This window comes from Mesorhizobium sp. P2_E6, assembly GCF_056403835.1.
This window is the reverse complement of sequence record NZ_JBFUEQ010000009.1, coordinates 245,771-268,155: the sequence shown is the minus strand read 5'-3', so window position 1 is coordinate 268,155 and position 22,385 is coordinate 245,771. Positions and strand designations below refer to the sequence as shown.

The window sequence follows — 22,385 nt, the reverse complement described above, 5'->3', positions numbered from 1 at the left end:
CGGTTGTTTCAGACGATCAAGGTGCGTTCCGATGAAGACAGTTCTGTTTCCCGTGCTCGGCGCCGCGGCTGTGTTTGCCTCGGGCGTCACGCCTTCAACCGCCGGCGATCGCTACGCCGACAGGCCGCCGGTTATGGTGAGCCCCGACCTTTCCGCCCCCTGGGTGCTGCAGCTTGGCCATGCGCCCGGCATCGTTCGCCAGAACCGCCAGGTCGTGCAGCAGCCGCGCCTGCGCTACGCTCAACCGGGGCAGCCTGACCGGGTGCAGACTGCGGCCGTGCAGCCGCCTTCCAAGCGGATGGTCATGCGTCCGCAGATCAACCCGATCTACCTGCCGCAGGAAGTCGCCTATGACGGCCCGCAGAAGCCGGGCACGATCGTCATCGATACGACCCAGAATTTCCTCTTTCTGGTCGAGAAGAACGGTAAGGCACGGCGCTACGGCGTCGGCACCGGCAAACCCGGCTTCGAATGGTCGGGCACGCACAAGATCACCAACAAGCGCGAGTGGCCGGACTGGCGCCCACCGGCGCAGATGATCAAGCGCGAAGCCGCCAAGGGCCGCTACCTGCCGACCTACCTGGCCGGCGGCCTGGAGAACCCGCTCGGCGCACGCGCGCTCTATATCGGCACGACCGAATATCGCATCCATGGCACCAACCAGCCATGGACGATCGGCGGCGCGGTGTCGTCCGGTTGCATCCGCATGCGCAACGAGGACGTGGTCGACCTCTATGAACGGGTCAATGTCGGAACCACTGTCGAGGTGATATAGTTCCGGCGACGAATCACTTGGCCGGCAAAGCACCTCGCTTTTGGCGACCAGTCTGAAGATACGGGGGACGGGCCGTATGGGGATGCGGCCAGTCAGGAAGGGCAGCACGGGAAACCGCGCTGCCCTTTCCGTTTCGACCGGAGCCTGAGGGTCAGCGACACTCCCTGGTCGGCACGTCGCGCAAAAAGCATGACGGTTCGCTTTCGTGCTGCCCTTGGCGATGTTCTTTTGCTATGTCGGCGGCAACCAAGCAAAAGAGTTCGCCCATGTCCCTGTCCGACGACAGCCGCTATCTCAAGGGCGGCCCGGTTGCCCAGCGCATCATTGCCGCCGTGCGCGAGGATGCAACGATCGCCAAAGCCGAGGGGTTTCCGCCCAAGCTGATTTCGATCACCGTCGGCGACACCGCAGCGGTGGATGTCTATGTGCGCAACCAGCGCGCCAAGGCGCAACTGGCCGGCATCGATTTCGAGGAACGGCGCTTTCCCGCCACCATCACATCAGGCGAACTGGAAGCGGCCATCCACGGCCTGAACGCCGATCCGCGGGTCACCGGCATCATCATCCAGCGGCCGGTGCCGGCATATATCCCGGTCCGGACGCTGCAGGCGGCGGTGCATCCGCTCAAGGATGTGGAGGGCATGCATCCGGCTTCGATCGGCAACATCGTCTACAACCAGCTCGACCTCGCGCCCTGCACGGCCGCCGCTTCGGTCGAGCTGCTGAAGGAGACCGGCCTCGACCTCAAGGGGCTGGAAGTGGTCATCGTCGGCCATTCCGAAATTGTCGGCAAGCCGATCGCCTTCCTGCTGATGAGCGAAGGCGCTACGGTGACGGTCTGCCATCACATGACACGATCGGTTGCCGCGCATGCGCGTCGCGCCGATGCGCTGTTCGTCGCCGTCGGCAAGCCGCGACTGATCAAGGCCGACATGGTCAAGCCGGGCGCTGCCGTCATCGACATCGGCATCAATTCCGAGATCGGCCCTGACGGTTCCAGCCGTACCGTCGGCGACGTCGACACCGAAAGCGTGCGCGAGGTCGCCTCCTGGATCACGCCGGTGCCGGGCGGCGTCGGCCCGATCACGGTGGCGATCCTGCTGCGCAACACGATGGTGGCGCTCAGCCGGCAGCGCGCGCTCTATGAAGCGACATACGGCACGGCCGACAGGCTGGCGGCCGAGTAAGCACCGAGACGGGCCACGAGGCCTACTCGGCGGCGATCGGGCTGTCTTCCGCAACGCCTTCCGGCTTCGGCCCGCCATAGGCCCAGTCGAGCAGCTTTATCGTGTGCACCACCGGCATCTTCGCCGCGGACGCGATCTGCGCGATGCAACCGATGTTGCCGGTGGCGACGATCGAGGCCCCCGTGGCCTCGATGTTTTTCACCTTGCGGTCGCGCAGCTTGGCCGAAATCTCGGATTGCAGGATGTTGTAGGTGCCGGCCGAACCGCAGCACAGATGGCCCTCGCGCGGCTCGCGCACGATGAATCCGGCCTTGGTCAGCAATTCCTTCGGCTGGCGGGTGATCTTCTGGCCGTGTTGCATCGAACAGGCCGAATGATAGGCAACGACCGTGCCCGGCTTGCGCACCGGCTCGGGCAGCTCGATGCCTGAGAGATACTCGGTGATGTCCTTGGCCAGCGCCGACACCCGCGCCGCCTTGTCGGCATAGGCCGGATCAAGACGGAGCATGAAGCCATAATCCTTGATCGTCGTGCCGCAGCCGGATGCGGTGATGACGACGGCATCGAGCCCGCTTTGTTCGATGGCGCGCGTCCAGGCGTCGACATTTTGCCTCGCCGAAGCGAGTGCCGCCTGTTCCCGCCCCATGTGATGGACCAGCGCGCCGCAGCAGCCCTCGCCCGGCGGCACCACGACCTCGACGCCGAGCCGCGTCAGCAGCGAGATCGTCGTCTCGTTGATGGCGGGATCAAGCACCGATTGCGCGCAGCCGGTGAGGATGGCGACGCGGCCTTTTTTGGCCCCTTGCCCGGCATGGATACCCGGTGAGGCCATCGGTGACGTTTTGGGGATCGATGCCGGCGCGAGCTTGAGCATCGCGCCAAGCGGCTTCAGCGCTTGGACCTTCCCGAACAGGCCAATGAACGGCTTGCCCAGCCTCGCCAGCCTGAGTGCTGCGCGAAACCGCGCGGGATAGGGCAGCACGAAGGCAAGCATGGCGCGGGTCAGGCGGTCGAGCAGCGGCCGCTTGTAGGTCTCCTGGATGTGGGCACGGGCATGGTCGACCAGATGCATGTAGTTGACGCCCGAGGGACAAGTGGTCATGCAGGCAAGGCAGGACAGGCAGCGGTCGATATGGGTGACGATCTCCTTGTCGGCGGGACGGCCGTTCTCCAGCATGTCCTTGATCAGGTAGATGCGCCCGCGCGGCGAATCGAGCTCGTTGCCGAGCGTGACATAGGTCGGGCAGGTGGCGGTGCAGAAGCCGCAATGCACACATTTGCGCAGGATCTTCTCGGATTCCGCGACATGCGGATCGGCGAGCTGGGCAAGCGAAAAATTGGTCTGCATCGCGATCTAGTCCTAGGCCATGCGGCCGGGATTGAGGATGTTTCTTGGGTCGAATTCCTGCTTCAGCCGCGCGCTAAGTGCGGCCAGCGCCGGCGCCTGCGGCTCGAAAACCGGCAGGGCGGCGCGATGGGAAGGGGCGGCGCGCACCAGCGTCGCATGGCCGCCGCCATGTTTTCTCAACAGCCCACGCAGCAAAGCGGCTTCCGGGTCGCCCTCTTCCATGCGTAACCACACCAGCCCGCCCTGCCAATCATAGAACGCGCTGACGGCGGCCTGCATGCGCAGCGTCAGAACCATCTGGTGGCCCTCTCCCGGCGTCATCGACACACGCCAGACCGGCTTCTCGGTGCCGTCGGCGAAGGGCCTGCAATCGCGCACATCTCGCCAGATCAGCCGTGAAGCCTCGCCGGAAATCTCCTCCAGCGGTCCAGCCTTGCCGAGCAGCGTTTTCAGAGCGGCGATGCGATAGGCGACGGAAGGGCCAAAACCTTCGACGCGCAGCAACGTCGCGGCCTCGCTGCCAAGCGTGCCGCCGGCGACGCGCGCGGCGATGCGCTCCGGCAGATGGGCAGCGCTCGACACTTCGGCGCTTGAGCCGAGCGCCAGCGCCATGGCGGCGGCGGCGGCATCGTCGAGCAGGCCGCGGACAGCGAGCGTGACCTCGGTCTCGGCGGCGGGCAGCACCTTGAAGGTGACATCCGTGAACGCGGCCAGCGTGCCCCAGCTGTTGGCCATCAGTTTTGACAGATCGTAGCCGGTGACGTTCTTGACCACGCGGCCGCCGGATTTGAACGCCTCGCCACGGCCGGAAACGGCATTGATGCCCAGGATATGATCGCGCGCCGCGCCCGCCTTCAGCCGGCGCGGGCCGGAAAGGTTCGCCGCAAGCACACCGCCGATGGTGCCTTTGCCAGGCTCGCCACCAAGCAGCGGGCCGTAGTCCATCGGCTCGAAGGCAAGCTGCTGGGCGTTTTCCGCCAGCAGTGTTTCGATGTCGGCCAGCGGCGTGCCGGCCTTGGCCGACAGCACCAGTTCGGCCGGTTCATAGAGCGTAACGCCTGTGAGCTTGGACAGGTCGAGTGTGTGTTCGCACTGTTGCGGACGACCAATGCCGCGCTTGGAGCCATGGCCAAGGATTTCGAGCGGCGATTCCTCCGCCGCCGCCCATGCGACGGTGGACAGGACTTCGTCCGATGTGGTCGGGGTAAAAGACGTCAAAGCCTGTGCTCCCGGAGCTTTTCGAGCACGGCTTCGCCCCTTGGCGACAGCCGGTAACCGATCTCGAGGCTCTCGGTGAGGCCGAGTTCCTTGAGCTTGCGGACATCCTGCTTGAATTTCAGCGTTTCGACGCCGGCCATCGCAGCCAGCTCAGCCGCCCACACTTCCGGGTGGGCGCCGATCGTCCGCAGGATCGACGGGAAGTGGCCCGGTGCGGTCTTGTCCCAGCGCGCAAATCGTGCGGTCAGGGCGTGCCAATCCGCATCGGAAAGCGAGGCCTCGCCACGCAAGGCAACGCGTTCGTCGGGTTCGATACCGTTGAGTTCGATGCGGTAGACCGGAGTGCCGTCATCGGAGCCCAGCATCTCCTGAAGAGCTCCGAGTGCCGGAAAGCCGGCCGCAGTTGCGTCCTTTTCCGTCAGTGCGGACATGTCCACGATCGCAATATCGCCGATCAGCACGACGCCCGACGCCGTCCTCACCCGCCCGCCGGCCTTGACCGTCGGCCGCTTCCAGCGGCGAAAGGCGAGCGTCACTTCCTTGCGCGCGATCTTGTCCAGCGAGGATTGTTTGAACAGCAATTCAGACCTCACTCGGGTATTGGGCGAAGCCTGCGCCAAACAGAGGTGTGGAGATGCCGCGATCCTTCCCACCCCCCTCTGTCCTGCCGGACATCTCCCCCGCAAGGGGGGAGATCAGATCGTCACCACGGCTTTCGCAAATTCCTTTGGTTGAAGGATAAGCACCAGCATTGCGGCCAGCCAATCTCCCCCCTTGCGGGGGAGATGTCCGGCAGGACAGAGGGGGGTGTTCAAGCGCCGACATTTCCTCTCAAAACCTCGGAATGTCCGGAAACGGCAGCTTGCCGCCGGAAATGTGCATGCGCCCGAGTTCGGCGCAGCGGCGTAGCTGCGGGAAGACCTTTCCCGGGTTGAGCAGGTGGTTGGGGTCGAAGGCGCATTTGACCCGCATCTGCTGGTCGAGGTCGATCTGGTTGAACATCTCCGGCATCAGGTCGCGCTTCTCGACGCCCACGCCGTGTTCGCCAGTGAGCACGCCGCCGACCTTGACGCAGAGCCGCAATATGTCGGCGCCGAAGCTTTCGGCCTTGTCGAGTTCGCCCGGCACATTGGCGTCGTAAAGGATCAGCGGATGCAGATTACCGTCGCCGGCGTGAAAGACATTGGCGACGCCGAGACCGTATGTCTCCGACAGCTCGCGCATGCCGGCAAGCACGCGCGGCAGTTCCTTGCGCGGGATGGTGCCGTCCATGCAGTAATAGTCGGGCGAGATGCGGCCAACCGCCGGAAAGGCCGCCTTGCGGCCGGCCCAGAAGCTCAACCGCTCCTGCTCCGACTGCGAGATGCGGCAGGTGGTCGAACCGTTCTTGTAGGCGATAGCTTCGACAAGGCCGATCAGGTGGTCGACCTCCACGCTCGGCCCGTCGAGCTCGACGATCAGCAGCGCCTCGACATCCAGGGGATAGCCGGCATGGACGAAATCTTCCGCGGCATGGATCGCCGGCCGGTCCATCATTTCCATGCCGCCCGGAATGATGCCGGCGCCGATGATGTCGGCGACGCACTGGCCGCCCTGTTCGCTGGTCGGAAAGCCGATGAGCAGGGCGCGTGCGGTCTCCGGCTTTTTCAGGATGCGCACGGTGACCTCGGTGACGACGCCGAGCAGACCTTCCGAACCGGTCATCACACCGAGCAGGTCGTAACCTTCCGCATCGAGGTGACTGCCGCCGAGCCGCACCACCTCGCCATTCATCAACACCATCTCGATGCCGAGCACATTGTTGGCGGTGAGGCCGTATTTCAGGCAGTGCACGCCGCCGGAATTTTCTGCCACATTGCCGCCGATCGAGCAGGCGATCTGGGAGGATGGATCGGGGGCGTAGTAGAAGCCCTCCTGCTCGACGGCGGTGGTGATGCCGAGATTGGTGACGCCCGGCTGAGCGACGACGACCCGGTTGGGGAAATCGATCGCAAGAATGCGGTTGAAACGGCTCATGACCAGCAGCACCGCGTCTTCCAGCGGCAATGCGCCGCCAGACAGCGAGGTGCCGGAGCCCCGCGGCACGACGCGGATGTTGCGGTCGTTGCAGTATTTCAGCACGCGGGAAACCTGCGCCACCGTCTGTGGCAGCACGACGACCAGCGGCAACTGCCGATAGGCGGTCAGGCCATCACTCTCGAAGGCCCGCATGGAATTGGCGGCGTCGACGACGCCCTCGCCCGGTACGATGATGCGCATGTCGGCGACGATCTCGTCGCGCCGGCGCATCGTGGCGTCGTCTGGTTTCGGCATGGCCAGGCCGGACATCAGCAGCCTCGTTTTGCTTGACTGGTCAAAATCTTTTACCAGTGAAGCGCGCCGGTTGCAAATCCCGCTTTGGCGGAAAGCCCAAAGTCACCGCCGGACAGGCTTCCGCAGCGGCAATCTGCCGCTGTACAGCCCTATTCGCCCGCCGGCTTGCCGGGTTCGGAATGCATCCGGCGTACGCGGCGCACGCCCCACCACACCAGCAGAATGGCGACGGGTACCGAGGCCGCGGTGACGACCTCCGGCGCGAAGGCATGGCCGAAGATCGAGGCGCCCTTGGCGACATAGCCGACGAGGCCGACCACATAATAGGAGACAGCGGCGACCGAGAGGCCTTCGACGGTCTGCTGCAGGCGCAGTTGCAGGCGGGCGCGATTGTTCATCGACGCCAGCAGGTCGCGGTTCTGCTTCTCGACCTCGACATCGACCCAGGTGCGCAGCAGCGTCGTGGCGCGGGTCAGCTTGCGCGACAGATTGGCCTGGCGCTCCTCGACCGAACGGCAGGTGCGCATGGCCGGTGCGACGCGGCGCTGCAGGAACCCACCCCAGGTGTCGTAGCCGGGCACGGCTTCTTCCTCGAGCGCTTCCAGCCGCTCGACGACGATGCCGTCATAGGCGCGGCTGGCGCCGAAACGGTAGAGGCTCGACGCGGCGTCCGCTTCCAGTTCGGCGGCGAGCTCGGTCAGGTCGGCCAGCAGCGTCTGGCTGTCGCGGGTTTCGGCGACCTTCATCTCCAGCGTGGTCTGCGCCAGCCTGTCCTCGATGCGGCGGGCGCGGCCGGACAGGGTCAGCGCCAATGGCAGGCCGAGCATGGCCAGCGTTCGGTAGGTTTCGATGTCGATCAGCCGTTGCGACAGCGCCCCGGTTCGCGCCGGCGTCAGGCCGCGGTCGAGCACCAGCATGCGGGTCATGCCGTCGCCATCCTGGCGGAAATCGGTGACGATGGCGGCGTTGCCGCGTTCGACCAGCGAATAGCACAGGCTGGTCGGGTCGAAGCCGGCGATCAGCCGCTCGCTCGCTTGCGTCCACTTGCGGATTTCGAGCCTGATCCCCGAGATGACGGTTCCCGGCGGGGAAAACCCGTTGCCGAACGGCGAGTCCTCCAGCGCCCTGCCGCTTTCGGAGAGCGGGCCTTCCCACAGGTAGGTCGAGAATTCCGTGTGCCGCTCCCAGCGCAGCGAGCCCTTGCCCCACTTCATGGCGTGGTGGCGGGCCTGGCGGTCGGGCGCGGCAATGCCCAGACGCCGCGACAGTTCGGACAGCACCGCATGGTCGACACCGGATCCGCCCTCGGTCATGAAGGCGAGTTGCACCAGGACACGCGGCTTGTCGATCAGCGGATGCGGCCGGGCATGGACCTCGCCAAGCGCACCGGGCCGGCCCTCATGCGCGGGAAAACCCATGACGCTGCCCTTGGCGCGCGGCTGGAACTCGAGATTGGACGGGTCGTCTGACACGGCTTGTCCCCCGGGGTTCTCTAGACCCTCTTACATTGCGTCCCTCTAGGGCCAATGGCCAGATGACGCAAACAGCAAAGTTTAGCCGAAGACGATATGGCGTCAGGCGTCAAAATCGACCCGCTTCGACCAATTGGATAAATAATTTGACCAGTTGGCGACGCAGGCTTTATCCTGCACGACAGCGGTTCACCTTCCAGGCATTCTGTTGAGCGACATTTTTTCCAGGATCGAGCATTCGCGCACCGCCGACGAGGTGGTGCAGCAGATCGAGAGCCTCATCCTGGAAGGCGTGCTGCGCACCGGCGACCGGTTGCCTGGCGAGCGCGAGCTCGCACGCCAGTTCGACGTGTCGCGGCCGATCCTGCGCGATGCTCTCAAGGCGCTCGAAGGGCGCGGCCTTTTGACGACCAAGGCCGGCGGCGGCACGCATGTCGCCGACATCATTGGCCAGCTGTTCACCAAGCCGGTGGCCGACCTGATCTCGATGCATCGCAAGGCGGTGGCCGACTACCTGGAATACCGCCGCGAGATCGAGGGCGTCGCGGCCGAGTATGCGGCGCGACGCGCCACTCCGGAGGATCTGGCGCTGCTCGACCGCATCATGGCGCGCATGGATGAAGCGCACCGGACCGGCGATTTCGACGACGAAGCCGAAATCGATGTCGAGTTCCACCACGCGATCTGCGAGTGCGCGCACAACATCCTGCTCTTGCACACGCTGCGCTCCTGCTACCGGCTGCTGTCGGAAGGCGTGTTCCAGAACCGGCTGCTGGTGTTCACCGTGCCCGGCGCGCGCGACGCGCTGCTTGCCCAGCACCGGGCGATCCATGCCGCGGTGAAGGCCGGTGACCCTGCGGCCGCGCGGCAAGCGGCGATGGACCACATGATCTATGTCGAGCGGTCGATGGCCGAGGCCGAGCGCAGCGGCGACTGGCAACGCGTCTCGCGGCTGAGGCTCAGGCAACGGTCTGAAGGGGCCAGATGAATTCACACGCAGACGCTCCCAGGACTGATAAGCGGGAACCCTCATGAGCCAAATCCTCACAATCGCCGATCTCAAGGACCTCGCGCGCCGGCGCGTACCAAAAATGTTCTTCGAATACGCCGATTCCGGCGCCTGGACGGAAAGCACCTATCGGGCCAACGAGGAGGATTTCGCCAAGATCAAATTCCGCCAGCGCGTGCTGGTCGACATGAGCAACCGCTCGCTGGAATCGACCATGATCGGCGAGAAGGTGGCAATGCCGGTGGCGCTGGCGCCGACCGGCCTGACCGGCATGCAGCATGCCGATGGCGAGATGCTGGCGGCGCAGGCGGCCGAGGAGTTCGGCGTGCCATTTACCCTGTCGACGATGAGCATCTGCTCGATCGAGGATGTCGCCTCGGTGACCAGGAAGCCATTCTGGTTCCAGCTCTATGTGCTGCGCGACAAGGATTTCGTGCTCGACCTGATCGACCGGGCAAAGGCGGCGAAGTGCTCGGCGCTGGTGCTGACGCTCGACCTGCAGATCCTCGGACAACGCCACAAGGATGTCCGCAACGGACTTTCGGCGCCGCCCAGGATGACGCTGGCCAACATCGCCGACATCGCCATTCGCCCGCGCTGGTGGATGGGCATGGCCGGCACCAAGCGCCGCACCTTCCGCAATATTGTCGGCCACGCCAAGGGCGTCGGCGACGTCGCCTCGTTGTCCTCCTGGACGACGGAGCAGTTCGATCCGCATCTGTCATGGAGGGATGTCGCCTGGATCAAGGAACGCTGGGGCGGCAAGCTGATCCTCAAGGGCATTCTCGACAAGGAAGATGCGCTGATGGCGGTCAAGACCGGCGCCGACGCTATCATCGTCTCCAACCATGGTGGGCGGCAACTCGATGGCGCGTCGTCTTCGATCATGGCGCTGGAGGAGATTGCGGACGCGGTCGGCGACACGATCGAAGTGCACATGGATGGCGGCATCCGCTCCGGCCAGGATGTGCTGAAGGCGCTCTGCCTCGGCGCCAAGGGCACCTATATCGGCCGGCCATTTCTTTACGGCCTGGGTGCGCTCGGCAAGGAAGGAGTTACCAAGGCATTGGAAATCATCCGCAAGGAGATGGACATCACGCTGGCGCTGTGCGGAAAGCGTCTGGTCACCGACATGGGCAAGGACCAGCTCCGGCGCTAAGTCCGTGACAGCCTGACCACGGAGACGGCGCAGAGTTGGCAGAACCCGGCATCCATTTTCTCGACGCGCATGGGCCGGAAGGTGTGCGTCTTTATGCGATCGGCGACGTGCATGGCCGGCTCGACCTGTTGGCCGCCATGCATCAGCGGATCGAGGATGAGATCGAGCGGGATGCGCCTGCCGACTGGCGCGTCATCCATCTTGGCGACTATGTCGACCGTGGACCGGACTCCAAAGGCGTCATCGACTTCCTGATCGAGGCGCGAGAGCGCGACCCGCGCCATGTGATGCTGGCCGGCAACCACGACGTCGGCTTTCTCGACTTTCTCAAGAAGCCCGACCCGGAAGGGCTTTTCATCCGTTTCGGCGGCATCCAGACGGCGCTGTCCTACGGCGTGGCGATCAGTGAAGGCACCAGCATGTGGTTCGGCAAAGCCGAGGCCGCCGTGCGCAAAGGACATGAATCCCTGGTCGAGGCGGTGCCGCAAACCCATATCGATTTTTTGCGATCGCTGCGGCTTTCGCTGACGCTCGGGGATTTCTTCTTCTGCCATGCCGGCATCAGGCCGGGCATCGCGCTGGCAAGGCAAAATCCGCAGGATCTGATGTGGATCCGCGACATCTTCCACAATTATCCGGGCCTGTTCCCGAAGATCGTGGTGCACGGGCACACGCCGGTGCCGGAAGCGGAAGTGATGGCCAACCGCGTCAATGTCGACACGCTTGCCTGGCAATCAGGCATGCTCAGCGCGCTCGTCGTCGACGGCCCGGACAAACGCATCCTGACGATCACGATCAAGGAGGCTGGGACGACGAAGGGAGCTTGAGCGCGGCGCGTCCAGGGACGCGAAAAACGCTCCGGCTTTTAGCGAAGCGAGGCGGTGACGCCGTAGCCGTCGACGGCGTTGTGGTTGTTGGCTGCGTCGGCGGAATAGATGCCGAGGCCGCACAGCACGATGGCGGACAACATAGCAAAGGACAGAAGCGCTGCTTTCACGGACGTCATCTCTTGTTGAGCTTGCTGCATCTGTGCACCAGGCGGTTACCAATGCGTTGAAACGGAGAATTCGCTTCAAAGTTTCGACGATTTCGCGCTTCTAGGCGCGTTCTGTATCGACGGTGTGTCGCGCGGGTCACACCAAAGGTTCACCGCGGTTGCACAGCCGATGCAGAGCGCGCGCCTTCTAGGATGACGGGCGGACACAAGCCAAGGATGAAAGGGGTTTTCCCCAGGCGGTTTCACCGCCGCGTGCCAATTATGTCACGCGGCAGGACACTGGGGTGCTCAAATTAGGGTGTGTTGAGATTCAGGTCAGGCCGAGCCGAAAACGATGGGTTCCGAGAACCGGAGCGGAGCGTACTTTTGGGTACGTGAGCACCGGAAGTGCAGGAAGCCGGCGTTTGCAGGCCGGCATCACCTGAATATCAACGCACCCTAGATCGTCGCCACCCAGGCGCGGGCAATGGCCAGGCCGGCAGCGTCGGCATCAGGCCCGTTACGGGCCATTTCGCCATCGAGCTTGCCGGCCCAGTCGGGATGGCGCGCGGCGATGGTCGGCGCAAAGGACGTGCTCCAGTCCTGCACCATCGGCCGGTCGGCCTCGAAATGGAACTGGAAGCCGTAGACGGCGCGGCCAACGCGAAACGCCTGGTTCTCGGCGACATCATTGCCGGCGAGCCGCACGGCGTTCTCAGGCAGCACGAACGTGTCGTCGTGCCACTGGAAGATCGAGAATTTTTCCGGCAACGCGCCAAGCACCGGATCGGCCTTGGCGTCCGGCGTCAGCGACACGCCGTGCCAGCCGAACTCGTTGGCGCCGCCGATGCGGTTCTCGCCACCGAAGGCGCGGGCAACGAGCTGGCTGCCGAGGCAGATGCCGAGCACGGCACGGTCCTTGTCGGCGAAATCGCGGGTCAGTTCGAGCAGAGCCGGGAAATAGGGATAATCGTCGTCGTCCAGCGCGTTCTGGCCACCGCCGAGCACCACCATGGCGTCGTGCCCGCCAGCATCATCCGGCAGGGGATCGCCCTTGTAGGGCAAACGCAGATCGAGGTCGGCGCCCGCTTCCGCCAGGGCCGCGCCGACCTGGCCAAGACCGGTATTGTCGTAGTTCTGGACCACCAGCACCCGCATCGCAAAACCCTGCTGACATGAAAATGATGCGAGGAGCGATATCATGCCGCCAGCATTGCAGCCAAGATGCGTGTTGCGGGAGAAAACTATGCCACTGCAGAACCGGGTCGATCCGTTCGGCGCCATCCACGCCGTGCCCGAGCGCGGGCTGTTCACCGGCAATCGCGGCATCATCCACGATCCCGAGACAAAGACGCTGCTGAAAAAGCGCTGGGCGCTTCCGGCCTGGATCATCTGCATCTGCCAATTCCGCGACGTGCGGCGCGAGCCGATGGGGCGCAACCGGAAGAGCGACGACCAGTTGGGTGGCAAAGCGGGCTGGACCGAGCTGTTCTTCCTCGACGAGGTAACGGCGCTGGCGGCCGGGCATCGCCCCTGCTTCTTTTGCCAGCGCGAACGGGCCAAGGATTTCGTCGGCCGCTTCGGCGATGCCTTCGGCATTGCCGAGCCACGCGCGCCGCAGGTCGACAAGCGGCTGCACAAGGAGCGGCTGGCGTCCGGTGGCAAGCCACCGATACTGGCCCTCGAGGACCTTACGGGTCTTCCCGACGGTGCGATGCTTGCTGATAGCGGCACCGCCTATGCCTTGCGCGGCGGAAAGGCGCTGCGGTGGTCTTTTGCCGGATATGGCCCACCCCGCGATTTCAGCCTGCTCGAAGGCAAGGCGCTTGCGTTGCTGACGCCGGCCACGACGCTCGCCGTCTTGCAGCATGGCTTTCGACCGGTGTGGCATCCGACCGCCGAGGCTTGACGCCGGCGGGCGGCTCGCTCATTCCTCGGCGATGCGCGCCAATTACAAGATGCAACGCCTGTTCGTGCCCGACGACCTCGGGCCCGAGATCGAGTTCGATGCCGGTCAGCAGCAGAGCCACTATCTGCTGCATGTGCTGAGGCTTGGCGAAGGCGCCGAAATCCTGGTGTTCAACGGTCGTGACGGTGAATGGTCGGCGGCCATCGCGGCGAAGACAAAAAGGGCGGTGCGGCTGAAGGTGCTGACGCTGCAACGGCCGCAACCGCCACTGCCCGATCTCATCTACTGCTTTGCGCCGCTGAAGCAGGGCCGGCTTGACTATCTCGTGCAGAAGGCGGTCGAAATGGGCGCCGGTGTCCTGCAGCCGGTCATCACCCAGCACACGCAAGTGGCAAAACCTTCCATCGATCGCCTGCGCGCCAATGTCGTCGAGGCCGCCGAACAGTGCGGCATCCTGGCGGTGCCGGAGGTGTGTGAAGCCGAAAAGTTCGACCGCCTGCTGACCGGCTGGGACAGAGAGCGGCGGTTGATCTTCTGCGACGAGGACGCCTCGACCAACAATCCGCTGCCGGCTCTGCAGGCGGTCAAGGAAAAGAAGCTCGGGCTGCTGGTCGGGCCGGAGGGCGGCTTCTCCGATGACGAGCGCAAGATGCTGCGCGCCCTGCCCTTCGTCACGGCCATTCCGCTCGGACCGCGTATCCTGCGCGCCGATACGGCGGCGGTGGCAGCACTTTCGGTGATCCAGGCAACCGTCGGAGACTGGTGAGACTTCATTCCTTGCAAGGGACGGAGAGCGCAGTATCGTTCAATTCCTGTTGACCTGTGGCTCAGGATTTTTCGCTTGATCGACTACTGACATTTCGTCCATCTAGCGCCGGCGGTCGTCCGACCGTCCTACAACTCCGCGTGTCCTTTCGGACGCGCAAAGGACGCTGTAACACTTGAAGGGGCACGTGATCCTTTCCGATAATCGAAAGCCGATCTTCGGGATTATGTGCGGAGGGCTCTATCATGGCGCGCGACACTACCGATTTCCGCCCGATCGAAGGCGTCGATGAACTCGTCGAGCATCTGGCCGAAGGCAACAAGCCGCGCGACAAGTGGCGCATCGGCACCGAGCACGAGAAATTCCCGTTCTATGTCGATGGCAACGCGCCTGTGCCCTATGGCGGCGAGCGCGGCATCCGCGCCATCCTCGAAGGCATGCAGCAGAAACTCGGCTGGGATCCGATCATCGATGACGGCCGCATCATCGGCCTGGTCGAACCGACCGGCCAGGGTGCGATTTCGCTAGAGCCGGGTGGCCAGTTCGAGCTGTCCGGCGCGCCGCTGGAGACGATCCACCAGACCTGCCGCGAGGGCAATGCGCATCTGGCACAGGTGCGCGAGATCGCCGAGCCGATGGGCATCCGCTTTCTCGGCCTCGGCGGCAGCCCGAAATGGTCGCTGGCCGAGACGCCGAAAATGCCGAAGTCGCGCTATGAGATCATGACGCGCTACATGCCCAAGGTCGGCACCAAGGGTCTCGACATGATGTACCGCACCTGCACGATCCAGGTGAACCTCGATTTCGAGAGCGAGGCCGACATGCGCCGCAAGATGCAGGTGTCGCTGAAGCTGCAGCCGCTGTCGACGGCATTGTTCGCCAATTCGCCGTTCACCGAGAGCCGGCCGAACAGATTGCAGAGCTGGCGCGGCGACATCTGGCGCGACACCGACAACCAGCGCTCGGGCCTGCTCGAATTCTGCTTCTCGCCCGATTTCGGTTTCGCCGACTATGTCGAATGGGCGCTCGACGTGCCGATGTATTTCGTCATACGCGACGGCCACTATCACGACATGACGCACATCACCTTCCGCCAGTTCATGGCCGGCGCCGCGCGCAATGAAGTGCCGGACGGGCTGCCGACGATGGGCGACTGGGCGAACCATCTGTCGACGCTGTTCCCGGACGTGCGGCTGAAGCGTTTCCTCGAGATGCGCGGCGCCGATGGCGGGCCGTGGCGGCGCATCTGCGCGTTGCCGGCTTTCTGGGTCGGATTGCTCTATGACGAGGCAGCGCTCGACGCCGCCGAGGCACTGACCTCAAGCTGGACATATGACGAAGTGCTGGCGATGCGCAACGCGGTGCCGGAACAAGGCATTTCAGCGCCCTTCCGCAACACCACGCTGCGCGAGATCGCCCGCGACGTGATGGTCATCTCGCGCATGGGCTTGAAGAACCGCGGCCGCAAGAACCGCGACGGCTATGACGAGACCTCGTTCCTCAACACGCTCGATGAAGTGGTCGCACGCGGCACCACCAGCGCCGAGGAGATGCTCTCCGCCTACCACACGCGCTGGGGCGGCTCGATCGAGCCGGTCTTCATGGAATACGCCTACTAACCCTGCGAGTGCAGGCGCGGCCGATTGATTGGCAAAAGCCGCTTCAATCGGCCATCGAAACGAATTAGGCTCTCCACCCTAGGATTTCCCGGAGGAGAAAGCCGATGCCTACCTTGTTCGATATGCTGGCCCAGGCCCAGAACGGCAACGGCATGCAGGCCCTTGCCCAGCAATACGGGCTTTCGATGCAGCAGACACAGGCAGCCGTTGCCGCTCTGCTGCCGGCCTTTTCGCAGGGGCTGCAGCGCAACACGGCCGATCCCTATGGGCTCGGCGCCTTCATGACGGCGATGGCGAGCGGCCAGCACGCCAAGTATTTCGAGGACGCGACCCGAGCCTTCTCGCCGCAAGGCGTCGATGAGGGCAACGGCATTTTGGGGCACCTGTTCGGCTCGAAGGACCTGTCGCGGGCCGTGGCTAGCCAGGCAGCGCAAGCCAGCGGCGTCAGCCAGCAGATCCTGCAGCAGATGCTGCCGACCATCGCCTCGATGGTCATGGGCGGGCTGTTCAAGCAGACGACAAATCAGATGCAGGCGGCCGGCGGCCTTGGCGGCGGCAACAATCCGCTCGGCGAGATCATCGAGCAGATGATGCGGCAAAGCGGCATGCAAGCCCCCGCTCCACAGCCGCGCCAGGCACCGCAGCCGCAGAATCCGATGGACAACCCGCTCGGCAAGGTTTTGCAGGACATGTTCGGCGGCGGTGCCCCGCAGCCGCAAAGCCATCCGCAGCAGGCACCCAATCCCTATGGCGACAATCCGCTCGGCAAGGTGCTGCAGGACATGTTCGGCGGTGGAGCGCCGCAGCCGCAGCAATCGCAACCGCAGCAGACCCAGAGCCCCTATGGCGACAACCCACTCGGCAAGATCTTCGAGGAGATGCTGCGACAAGGTGGTGGCGGCTTCGGCGGGGGCGGACAGCCCGCACCGCAACAGCCACAGGCACCACCGCAGCGGCAGGCGCCGCAGCCGCAGACCAATCCGAGCGGCCGGCCGAGGAACCCGTTCGACGACCTGTTCGGCAAGATGTTCGAGACCGGCGCCCAGCAGCGTGACGAGTACCAGAAGGGCGTGGAAACGATCTTCGACCAGTTCAAGCGGGACATGGATCGGCGGTAGCACCGATCGGCACTTCAAAAGAAAAGCCCGGTCCTGGGAGGACCGGGCCAGCGTGCAGGCGGGCCGGCGGGGATCCGGCAGGGAGTGGGGGCCTGCATACTCGTCAGTCGCGTCGAACCTTAAAAAGGTTCACGGCAACCGGTGCGATAGCAACCAAGCCAGGCGATCAGGCCCCCTTGCGGGCGAAATGCTCGATCGTTTCGACGCGATCGCTGGCGATTTCGCGCAAGATCTTCGTCGGATCGCGGCCAAACGGTATGTCGATGGCGACATGGAGATCGGCGCGCGTCAGGCCGATATCGGCGAGTTCGGAATCCGACATCTCGCCAAGGCGATAGAAGGCGCGGCGGTTTTTCCAGGCGCGGTAAACGTTGGAGACGGTGTTTGCCACGCGCGTCGCAACGGCCGGACGCGAGGTAATGCGCGAGGTCTCGGTGGCGAAATCAAACGTGGTCATGTCGGTCTCCTTCAGACTCGAACGGACAAAGCCCTGCCATCGGCGCTGACGACAGCGACCGTTTCGGCTTCGATTCACATGCCTTCATGTGGACAATGACAATTTGCCATCGACCGATTGATTAATCCAACGAATGTTTCTAATCCTAGGCATCAACACTAGTGATGGATTGGACCGATGAAAGCGCCACTCGATCTCGATCAGTTGCAGACCTTCATCTCGATTGCCGACACCGGCAGCTTTACGCGGGCGGCCGAAGAGGTGCACCGGACACAGTCGGCAGTATCGATGCAGATGCGCCGGCTGGAAGAGCGGATCGGCAAGCCGCTGTTCGAAAAGGACGGGCGTACCAACAGGCTGACCGAGGAGGGCGACAAGCTGCTCTCCTATGCGCGGCGGCTGCTCTATCTCAACCGCGAAACACTGGCCGCCTTCGACGACCGGCGGCTCGAAGGCACGATCCGCATCGGCACGCCGGACGACTATGCCGACCGTTTCCTGCCCGAGATCATGGCGCGCTTCACGCGCTCCAATCCGCGCGTCGAACTGACCGTCATCTGCGAGCCGACGCCAGGGCTGGTCGAGCATATCAAGCGCGGCAATCTCGACCTGGCACTGGTGACGCACAATGATGTACGCGGCCAGTCGGAAGTGGTGCGGCGCGAGCCGCTGCTGTGGGTCACCTCGGCCAACCATGCGACGCACGAGCAGCCGACGCTGCCGATGGCCTTCGGCCGGCCGAATTGCATCTGGCGGCGCGCCGCCGTCGACGTGCTAGACCAGCAGCACCGGGACTATCGCATCTTGTTCACCAGCTTCTCGGCAACTGTCATCACCGCCGCCGTACTTTCTGGCCTGGCGATCTCGGTGTTGCCGGAATGCGCGCTCAGGCCCGGCATGCGGGTGCTGGGTGAAGCCGACGGCTTTGGCGCCCTGCCCGATTGCCGTATCGGCATCATGCGCGGGCAGACGTCGCGGCCGGAGATCGTCGATGCGCTTGCCCGCCACATTTCGGAAAGCCTGGACAATATTTCCGTGCCGATCGGCGAAGAGACCGGGACATTCGACTTCGCCGCCCTCGCCTATGCCAAGATGAAGAGGACGAAGCCGAACCAGATCCTGCCGGGCTGGTAGGCCAGATCCTCCCTGACAGGAAGATCAACCAAGGGCCGAAGCCGATCTGCCCTCGCCGGGCGAAGGGCCTGCCAGGGCCAGCATCTGGGCCGGCTCCAGCGGCGGTGACAGCAGATAGCCCTGCAACTGATGGCAGCCCATGCCGACGAGCAGGGCCTTTTGCTCCTCGGTCTCGACCCCCTCCGCGGTGACCTCGACGTCGAGAGCGATGGCAAGGTCGACCAACGCCTTGACGATCGCGGTGGAGTTTCGATCATTGTCGAGAAGGCGCACGAAGGAACGGTCGATCTTGAGCTTGTCGATGGCATGGCGGCGCAAGTAGTTCAGCGAAGAATAGCCGGTGCCGAAATCATCGAGCGCGACCCCGATGCCGGTTTGGCGCAAGGCCGCCAGTACCGTCCTGGTGGTGTCGTTGTTTTCCAGAAGCACACTTTCGGTGATCTCGAGTTGCAACCGCGACGGCGCCAGCCCGGTCTCGGCAAGGATCAACGCAACCTCGTCGGCGAACCCGGCGTCGCGCAGTTGCAGCGGCGAGACGTTGACGGCAACCCAGGGCAATTGCGTGCCGACGGCGAACCGGCAGGCCTCGGCCAGCACCCATTTGCCGAGCTCGCCGATCATGCCGCGTTCCTCGGCAATGGCGATGAACTGTTGCGGCGGCAACGCGCCATGGATCTCATGCGCCCAGCGGATCAGCGCTTCGGCGCCGGCGATCGTCCTGCCATCCGCGGCGAAAATCGGCTGATAGGCCAGTTTTATCCCGGTCCCGCCAGCAAGGGCGCTGCGGAGCTCGTTCTCGACCTTGCGCTTGTGCAGCAGGAGGTCGTCCATGTCGCCGGCGAAGATCTGATGGCGACCGCGGCCGTTCTTCTTGGCCTCGTAAAGCGCAATGTCGGCCTTGCGCAGCAAATCGTCAGCATCGACTTGCGGACCCAACGCCAGGGCAATTCCGATGCTGGCGCTGACGAAGACCTGATCGTCCATCAGCCTGAACGGCTCCTGCATCTTCCGCAGCAGCCGTTCCGAAACATCCTCGGCCGCCCTGATGTCGCGAACATCGACCAGAATGATCGCGAACTCGTCGCCGCCGAGCCGCGCCACCGTGTCGATTTCCCGGATCGTCTGCTGCAGCCTGGTTGCCGTCTGGCGCACAAGCTCGTCGCCAGCGGGATGGCCGAGCGTGTCGTTGACATGCTTGAAACGATCGATATCGAGATAAAACAGCGCCATCCTTGCCGTATCGCGCCCGGTCGTCAGCAAGGCCCGCCGCAACCTGTCCTCGAAGAGAGCCCGGTTGGGGAGGCCCGTCAGCGTATCGTGAAAGGCGAGATACTGCGCCTGCGCCTGACTGGTCTGCAGCGCCAGCGATGTCCGCCGCAGGCGCCGCAGAAGAAAGATCAATGCACCCGCGGCAAGCAGCACGCCGGCGACCAACGCCGGGCCCGCCTTGCGCACCAGCGTCAGACCGGGGCGCTCCTGATCCCAGCCGATGTAGCCGAGAATGACACCGCGTGAATTCATCAGCGGAATGGCGGCGGAGCTGACCGGTTGCGACAACAGCAGCAGGTGCGCGCCATCGAGCAGATATTTTTCGGCGATCTTGCCGATGACAGCGTCGTTGATGAACTCGATCGAGACATGCAGATATTCGCTGCCCGGCGCCTGGGTGACGCGGTCCGAACTCGGCACCAGCGGTGCGATGCTGAGGATCGCCGGCTTGCCCCCAAGCGACACGAGGTCCTCGGCGACCATTTTGGTCGGGCCGCCGGATGCGTTCTGTTGCGGCGGTTGAGCGATCAGCTGGCGCAGCTTTTCGATGGTGGGGCGCAAAGCAGGCTCATCCGCGCCGTAGACGGCCAGCGGCATCACCTTGCCTTCCTGCATGGCGTGGATCGGCCGGTTTGCCTCGTCCAGCACATAGACACGGTTGTGACCGTAGTAGGTATACATCCAGACGCTGATGTTCTCGACCATCCATTGCTGGTTGCCGGCCTTGGCGTTGAGGATGGAATCGTCCCAGACCGAGATACTTTCCTGCTCGCGCTCCACGGTAGCGATCTGATCCTGCAAACCGTTGGCGAAGAATACCTTTTGTCGCTCAAGCGAGGCACGATCGGTCTGCACGGCCGCGTAGAAGCCAAATCCGACGACCATGACCAGCGCAAAAGCGGCAAGCGCCAGCACGGTCAGCGTGACCTGATACGTCAATGGGCTGCGATGTCCGCTTGCGCTCATGCGTCCTTGGCCAGCTTCGTTGGATGCAACTCAATCAAAGCAGGCTTAACATCGCGTTATGACGTAGTGGTCCGTCACAGGCGCCTTGACGTGGGCGTTCAACCGTTCCCCAATCGGCCAATGAGCGAGGCAGCATCCGAATCACGCACGAACGCCACCGAATACACGGTGAGCGAGATTTCCGGCGCGCTGAAGCGCACGGTCGAGGACGTGTTCGGCAATGTGCGGGTGCGTGGCGAAATATCCGGCTATCGCGGGCCGCATTCGTCCGGTCATGCCTATTTTGCGCTGAAGGACGACCGCGCGCGGCTCGATGCCGTGGTGTGGAAGGGGACGATGAGCCGGCTGAAATTCCGCCCCGAGGAGGGGATGGAGGTAATCGCCACCGGCAAGCTCACCACCTATCCCGGCAAATCGAACTACCAGATCGTCATCGACAATCTGGAGCCAGCCGGCGCCGGCGCCCTGATGGCGCTGCTGGAAGAGCGAAAGCGCCGGCTGCAGGCCGAGGGCCTGTTCGACCCCGGCCGCAAGCGGTTGCTGCCGTTCATGCCGCGCGTCATCGGCGTCGTCACCTCGCCGACAGGTTCCGTCATCCGCGACATCATTCATCGCATCAAGGACCGGTTTCCATTGCATGTGCTGGTCTGGCCGGTGCGCGTGCAGGGCGAGACGGCGGGCGCGGAAGTGACCGCCGCTGTCAATGGCTTCAACGCGCTGGCCTGGGACGGTGCCATCCAGCGCCCCGATCTGCTGATCGTGGCGCGCGGCGGCGGCAGCCTCGAAGACCTTTGGGGCTTCAACGACGAGGCGCTGGCGCGTGCCGTTGCCGCCTCCGCCATTCCGGTGATCTCGGCTGTCGGCCACGAGACCGACTGGACGCTGATCGACCTCGTCGCGGATCGCCGGGCCCCGACACCGACAGGTGCCGCCGAAATTGCGGTGCCGGTGAAGGCCGACCTCGAAGCGACGCTTGCCAGCCTTGGTGCGCGGCTCAAGGCGGCGGTCTTGCGCAATTTCGAGCGCAAGCGGCAAGCCGCGCGTGCCGCCGCCCGCGCGCTGCCCTCGCCCGATCAATTGCTGGCGCTGCCGCGCCGCCGCCTCGACGAGGCGACAAGCCGGCTCGGCCGGGCGCTGTCCGTCAGCGTCGACCGCAAGCGGGCGCGGCTTCAAGGCCAAAGGCTGACGCCGGCCACGCTGTCGCGGCGCATGAATGAAGCCCGCACGCTGACCGGCCGCGACCTCGCCCGCGCGCAAGCGGCATTTTTTGCCATCGTGCGCGAACGTCGCGCACGATTTTCGCGCACCGCGACGCGGCTTTCGCCGGCCCCGATCGTGCGGCGCCAAAAGCTGCAAGGGGACACGCTGGCAGCGCTGGCGCGGCGACAGGATCGGGTGATCTCCGTCCGGCTCGAGCGCCTGCGCGGACAATTGAGCCAGGCCGATCGCCTGTTGACCACGCTTTCGCACAAGGCAGTGCTGGCGCGCGGCTTCGCCCTGGTGAAGGACGCCGATGGGGCAGTGATCAAACATGCGGCTGAGGTGGCGTCGGGAATGGCGCTTTCGCTGGAGTTCGCCGACGGCACCGCCGATGCGATTGCCACCAGCGGCACGGCAAGACCGAAAGCCGTGGCCAAGCCGGCGGCAAAGGCCAAAGAACCCGGCAATCAGGGATCGCTGTTCTGAGATC

The 22,385-nt window shown here is 64.4% G+C and carries 20 protein-coding genes; 11 read left to right on the top strand and 9 right to left on the bottom strand.

All coding sequences use genetic code 11. The features are described 5' to 3' along the window. The first annotated feature begins 31 nt into the window (after window positions 1-31). Together AC1D08_RS23515 and AC1D08_RS23510 are read left to right on the top strand one after the other, a co-directional pair. The gene (locus AC1D08_RS23515; protein WP_457153566.1) at window positions 32-775 is read left to right on the top strand and encodes a L,D-transpeptidase; all 744 of its coding nucleotides are present in this window, start codon (window positions 32-34) and stop codon (window positions 773-775) included. Between the two features lie 266 nt (window positions 776-1,041). After that, complete coding sequence (locus tag AC1D08_RS23510; protein ID WP_457153565.1) at window positions 1,042-1,962, top strand: bifunctional 5,10-methylenetetrahydrofolate dehydrogenase/5,10-methenyltetrahydrofolate cyclohydrolase; 921 nt, start codon at window positions 1,042-1,044, stop codon at window positions 1,960-1,962. A 22-nt stretch (window positions 1,963-1,984) separates the two neighbouring features. Here the strand turns inward: AC1D08_RS23510 and glcF are convergent, their stop codons facing one another. From glcF to AC1D08_RS23485, 5 genes are all read right to left on the bottom strand, one after another. Further along, on the bottom strand, window positions 1,985-3,310 hold the full coding sequence (gene glcF / locus AC1D08_RS23505) for a glycolate oxidase subunit GlcF (protein WP_457153564.1): 1,326 nt from the start codon (window positions 3,308-3,310) through the stop codon (window positions 1,985-1,987). A gap of 12 nt (window positions 3,311-3,322) precedes the next feature. After that, on the bottom strand, window positions 3,323-4,528 hold the full coding sequence (locus AC1D08_RS23500; protein WP_457153563.1) for an FAD-binding protein: 1,206 nt from the start codon (window positions 4,526-4,528) through the stop codon (window positions 3,323-3,325). After that, window positions 4,525-5,109, bottom strand: a complete 585-nt coding sequence (locus AC1D08_RS23495; RefSeq protein ID WP_457153562.1) for an ASCH domain-containing protein — start codon at window positions 5,107-5,109, stop codon at window positions 4,525-4,527. The genes AC1D08_RS23500 and AC1D08_RS23495 overlap by 4 nt, the downstream gene beginning before the upstream one ends. 250 nt (window positions 5,110-5,359) lie before the next feature. Next, window positions 5,360-6,856 (bottom strand): FAD-linked oxidase C-terminal domain-containing protein, encoded by a 1,497-nt coding sequence (locus AC1D08_RS23490; protein WP_477424192.1) that lies wholly within the window; start codon window positions 6,854-6,856, stop codon window positions 5,360-5,362. Window positions 6,857-6,990: 134 nt separating this feature from the next. Continuing rightward, the gene (locus AC1D08_RS23485) at window positions 6,991-8,313 is read right to left on the bottom strand and encodes a DUF3422 family protein (RefSeq protein ID WP_457151377.1); all 1,323 of its coding nucleotides are present in this window, start codon (window positions 8,311-8,313) and stop codon (window positions 6,991-6,993) included. A gap of 208 nt (window positions 8,314-8,521) precedes the next feature. Between AC1D08_RS23485 and AC1D08_RS23480 the strand changes: the two genes are divergently transcribed. The 3 genes from AC1D08_RS23480 to AC1D08_RS23470 are packed head-to-tail and all read left to right on the top strand — an operon-like array spanning window position 8,522 to window position 11,308. Next, complete coding sequence (locus tag AC1D08_RS23480) at window positions 8,522-9,301, top strand: FCD domain-containing protein (RefSeq protein ID WP_457151378.1); 780 nt, start codon at window positions 8,522-8,524, stop codon at window positions 9,299-9,301. Between the two features lie 43 nt (window positions 9,302-9,344). Next, window positions 9,345-10,481 carry an alpha-hydroxy acid oxidase gene (locus AC1D08_RS23475; protein ID WP_477424190.1) on the top strand — a complete coding sequence of 379 codons (1,137 nt, stop codon included), beginning with the start codon at window positions 9,345-9,347 and terminating at the stop codon, window positions 10,479-10,481. A 35-nt stretch (window positions 10,482-10,516) separates the two neighbouring features. Next, window positions 10,517-11,308: a metallophosphoesterase gene (locus AC1D08_RS23470; protein WP_457151380.1), complete on the top strand. Its 792-nt coding sequence runs from the start codon at window positions 10,517-10,519 to the stop codon at window positions 11,306-11,308. 38 nt (window positions 11,309-11,346) lie between these two features. On the opposite strand, the gene AC1D08_RS23465 is transcribed toward AC1D08_RS23470, so the two are convergent. Further along, window positions 11,347-11,478: a hypothetical protein gene (locus tag AC1D08_RS23465; RefSeq protein WP_257784452.1), complete on the bottom strand. Its 132-nt coding sequence runs from the start codon at window positions 11,476-11,478 to the stop codon at window positions 11,347-11,349. A gap of 438 nt (window positions 11,479-11,916) precedes the next feature. Continuing rightward, complete coding sequence (locus tag AC1D08_RS23460; protein WP_457151381.1) at window positions 11,917-12,615, bottom strand: type 1 glutamine amidotransferase; 699 nt, start codon at window positions 12,613-12,615, stop codon at window positions 11,917-11,919. 88 nt (window positions 12,616-12,703) lie between these two features. Here AC1D08_RS23460 and AC1D08_RS23455 point away from each other — a divergent pair, with 88 nt between their 5' ends. The 4 genes from AC1D08_RS23455 to AC1D08_RS23440 all read left to right on the top strand — a co-directional run bounded on the left by AC1D08_RS23455 (window position 12,704) and on the right by AC1D08_RS23440 (window position 16,869). After that, the gene (locus tag AC1D08_RS23455) at window positions 12,704-13,366 is read left to right on the top strand and encodes a hypothetical protein (RefSeq protein ID WP_457151382.1); all 663 of its coding nucleotides are present in this window, start codon (window positions 12,704-12,706) and stop codon (window positions 13,364-13,366) included. 31 nt (window positions 13,367-13,397) lie between these two features. After that, on the top strand, window positions 13,398-14,132 hold the full coding sequence (locus AC1D08_RS23450) for a 16S rRNA (uracil(1498)-N(3))-methyltransferase (protein WP_477424188.1): 735 nt from the start codon (window positions 13,398-13,400) through the stop codon (window positions 14,130-14,132). 245 nt (window positions 14,133-14,377) lie between these two features. Continuing rightward, window positions 14,378-15,751 carry a glutamate--cysteine ligase gene (locus tag AC1D08_RS23445; protein WP_457151384.1) on the top strand — a complete coding sequence of 458 codons (1,374 nt, stop codon included), beginning with the start codon at window positions 14,378-14,380 and terminating at the stop codon, window positions 15,749-15,751. Window positions 15,752-15,855: 104 nt separating this feature from the next. After that, entirely contained in the window at window positions 15,856-16,869 is a 1,014-nt protein-coding gene (locus tag AC1D08_RS23440) for a DUF937 domain-containing protein (protein ID WP_457151385.1), read from the top strand. A gap of 166 nt (window positions 16,870-17,035) precedes the next feature. Here AC1D08_RS23440 and AC1D08_RS23435 read toward each other — a convergent pair whose 3' ends face one another. Next, window positions 17,036-17,326 carry a DUF1127 domain-containing protein gene (locus AC1D08_RS23435; protein WP_457151386.1) on the bottom strand — a complete coding sequence of 97 codons (291 nt, stop codon included), beginning with the start codon at window positions 17,324-17,326 and terminating at the stop codon, window positions 17,036-17,038. Between the two features lie 177 nt (window positions 17,327-17,503). Here AC1D08_RS23435 and AC1D08_RS23430 point away from each other — a divergent pair, with 177 nt between their 5' ends. Beyond that, window positions 17,504-18,460, top strand: a complete 957-nt coding sequence (locus AC1D08_RS23430) for a LysR substrate-binding domain-containing protein (protein ID WP_457151387.1) — start codon at window positions 17,504-17,506, stop codon at window positions 18,458-18,460. Between the two features lie 24 nt (window positions 18,461-18,484). Here the strand turns inward: AC1D08_RS23430 and AC1D08_RS23425 are convergent, their stop codons facing one another. Then, on the bottom strand, window positions 18,485-20,695 hold the full coding sequence (locus AC1D08_RS23425) for a bifunctional diguanylate cyclase/phosphodiesterase (RefSeq protein WP_477424186.1): 2,211 nt from the start codon (window positions 20,693-20,695) through the stop codon (window positions 18,485-18,487). Between the two features lie 120 nt (window positions 20,696-20,815). On the opposite strand from AC1D08_RS23425, the gene xseA reads away from it, so the two are divergent. Beyond that, a complete protein-coding gene (gene xseA, locus AC1D08_RS23420; protein ID WP_457151389.1) occupies window positions 20,816-22,381 on the top strand; it encodes an exodeoxyribonuclease VII large subunit in 1,566 nt (521 codons plus the stop codon). Window positions 22,382-22,385: the final 4 nt, after the last annotated feature.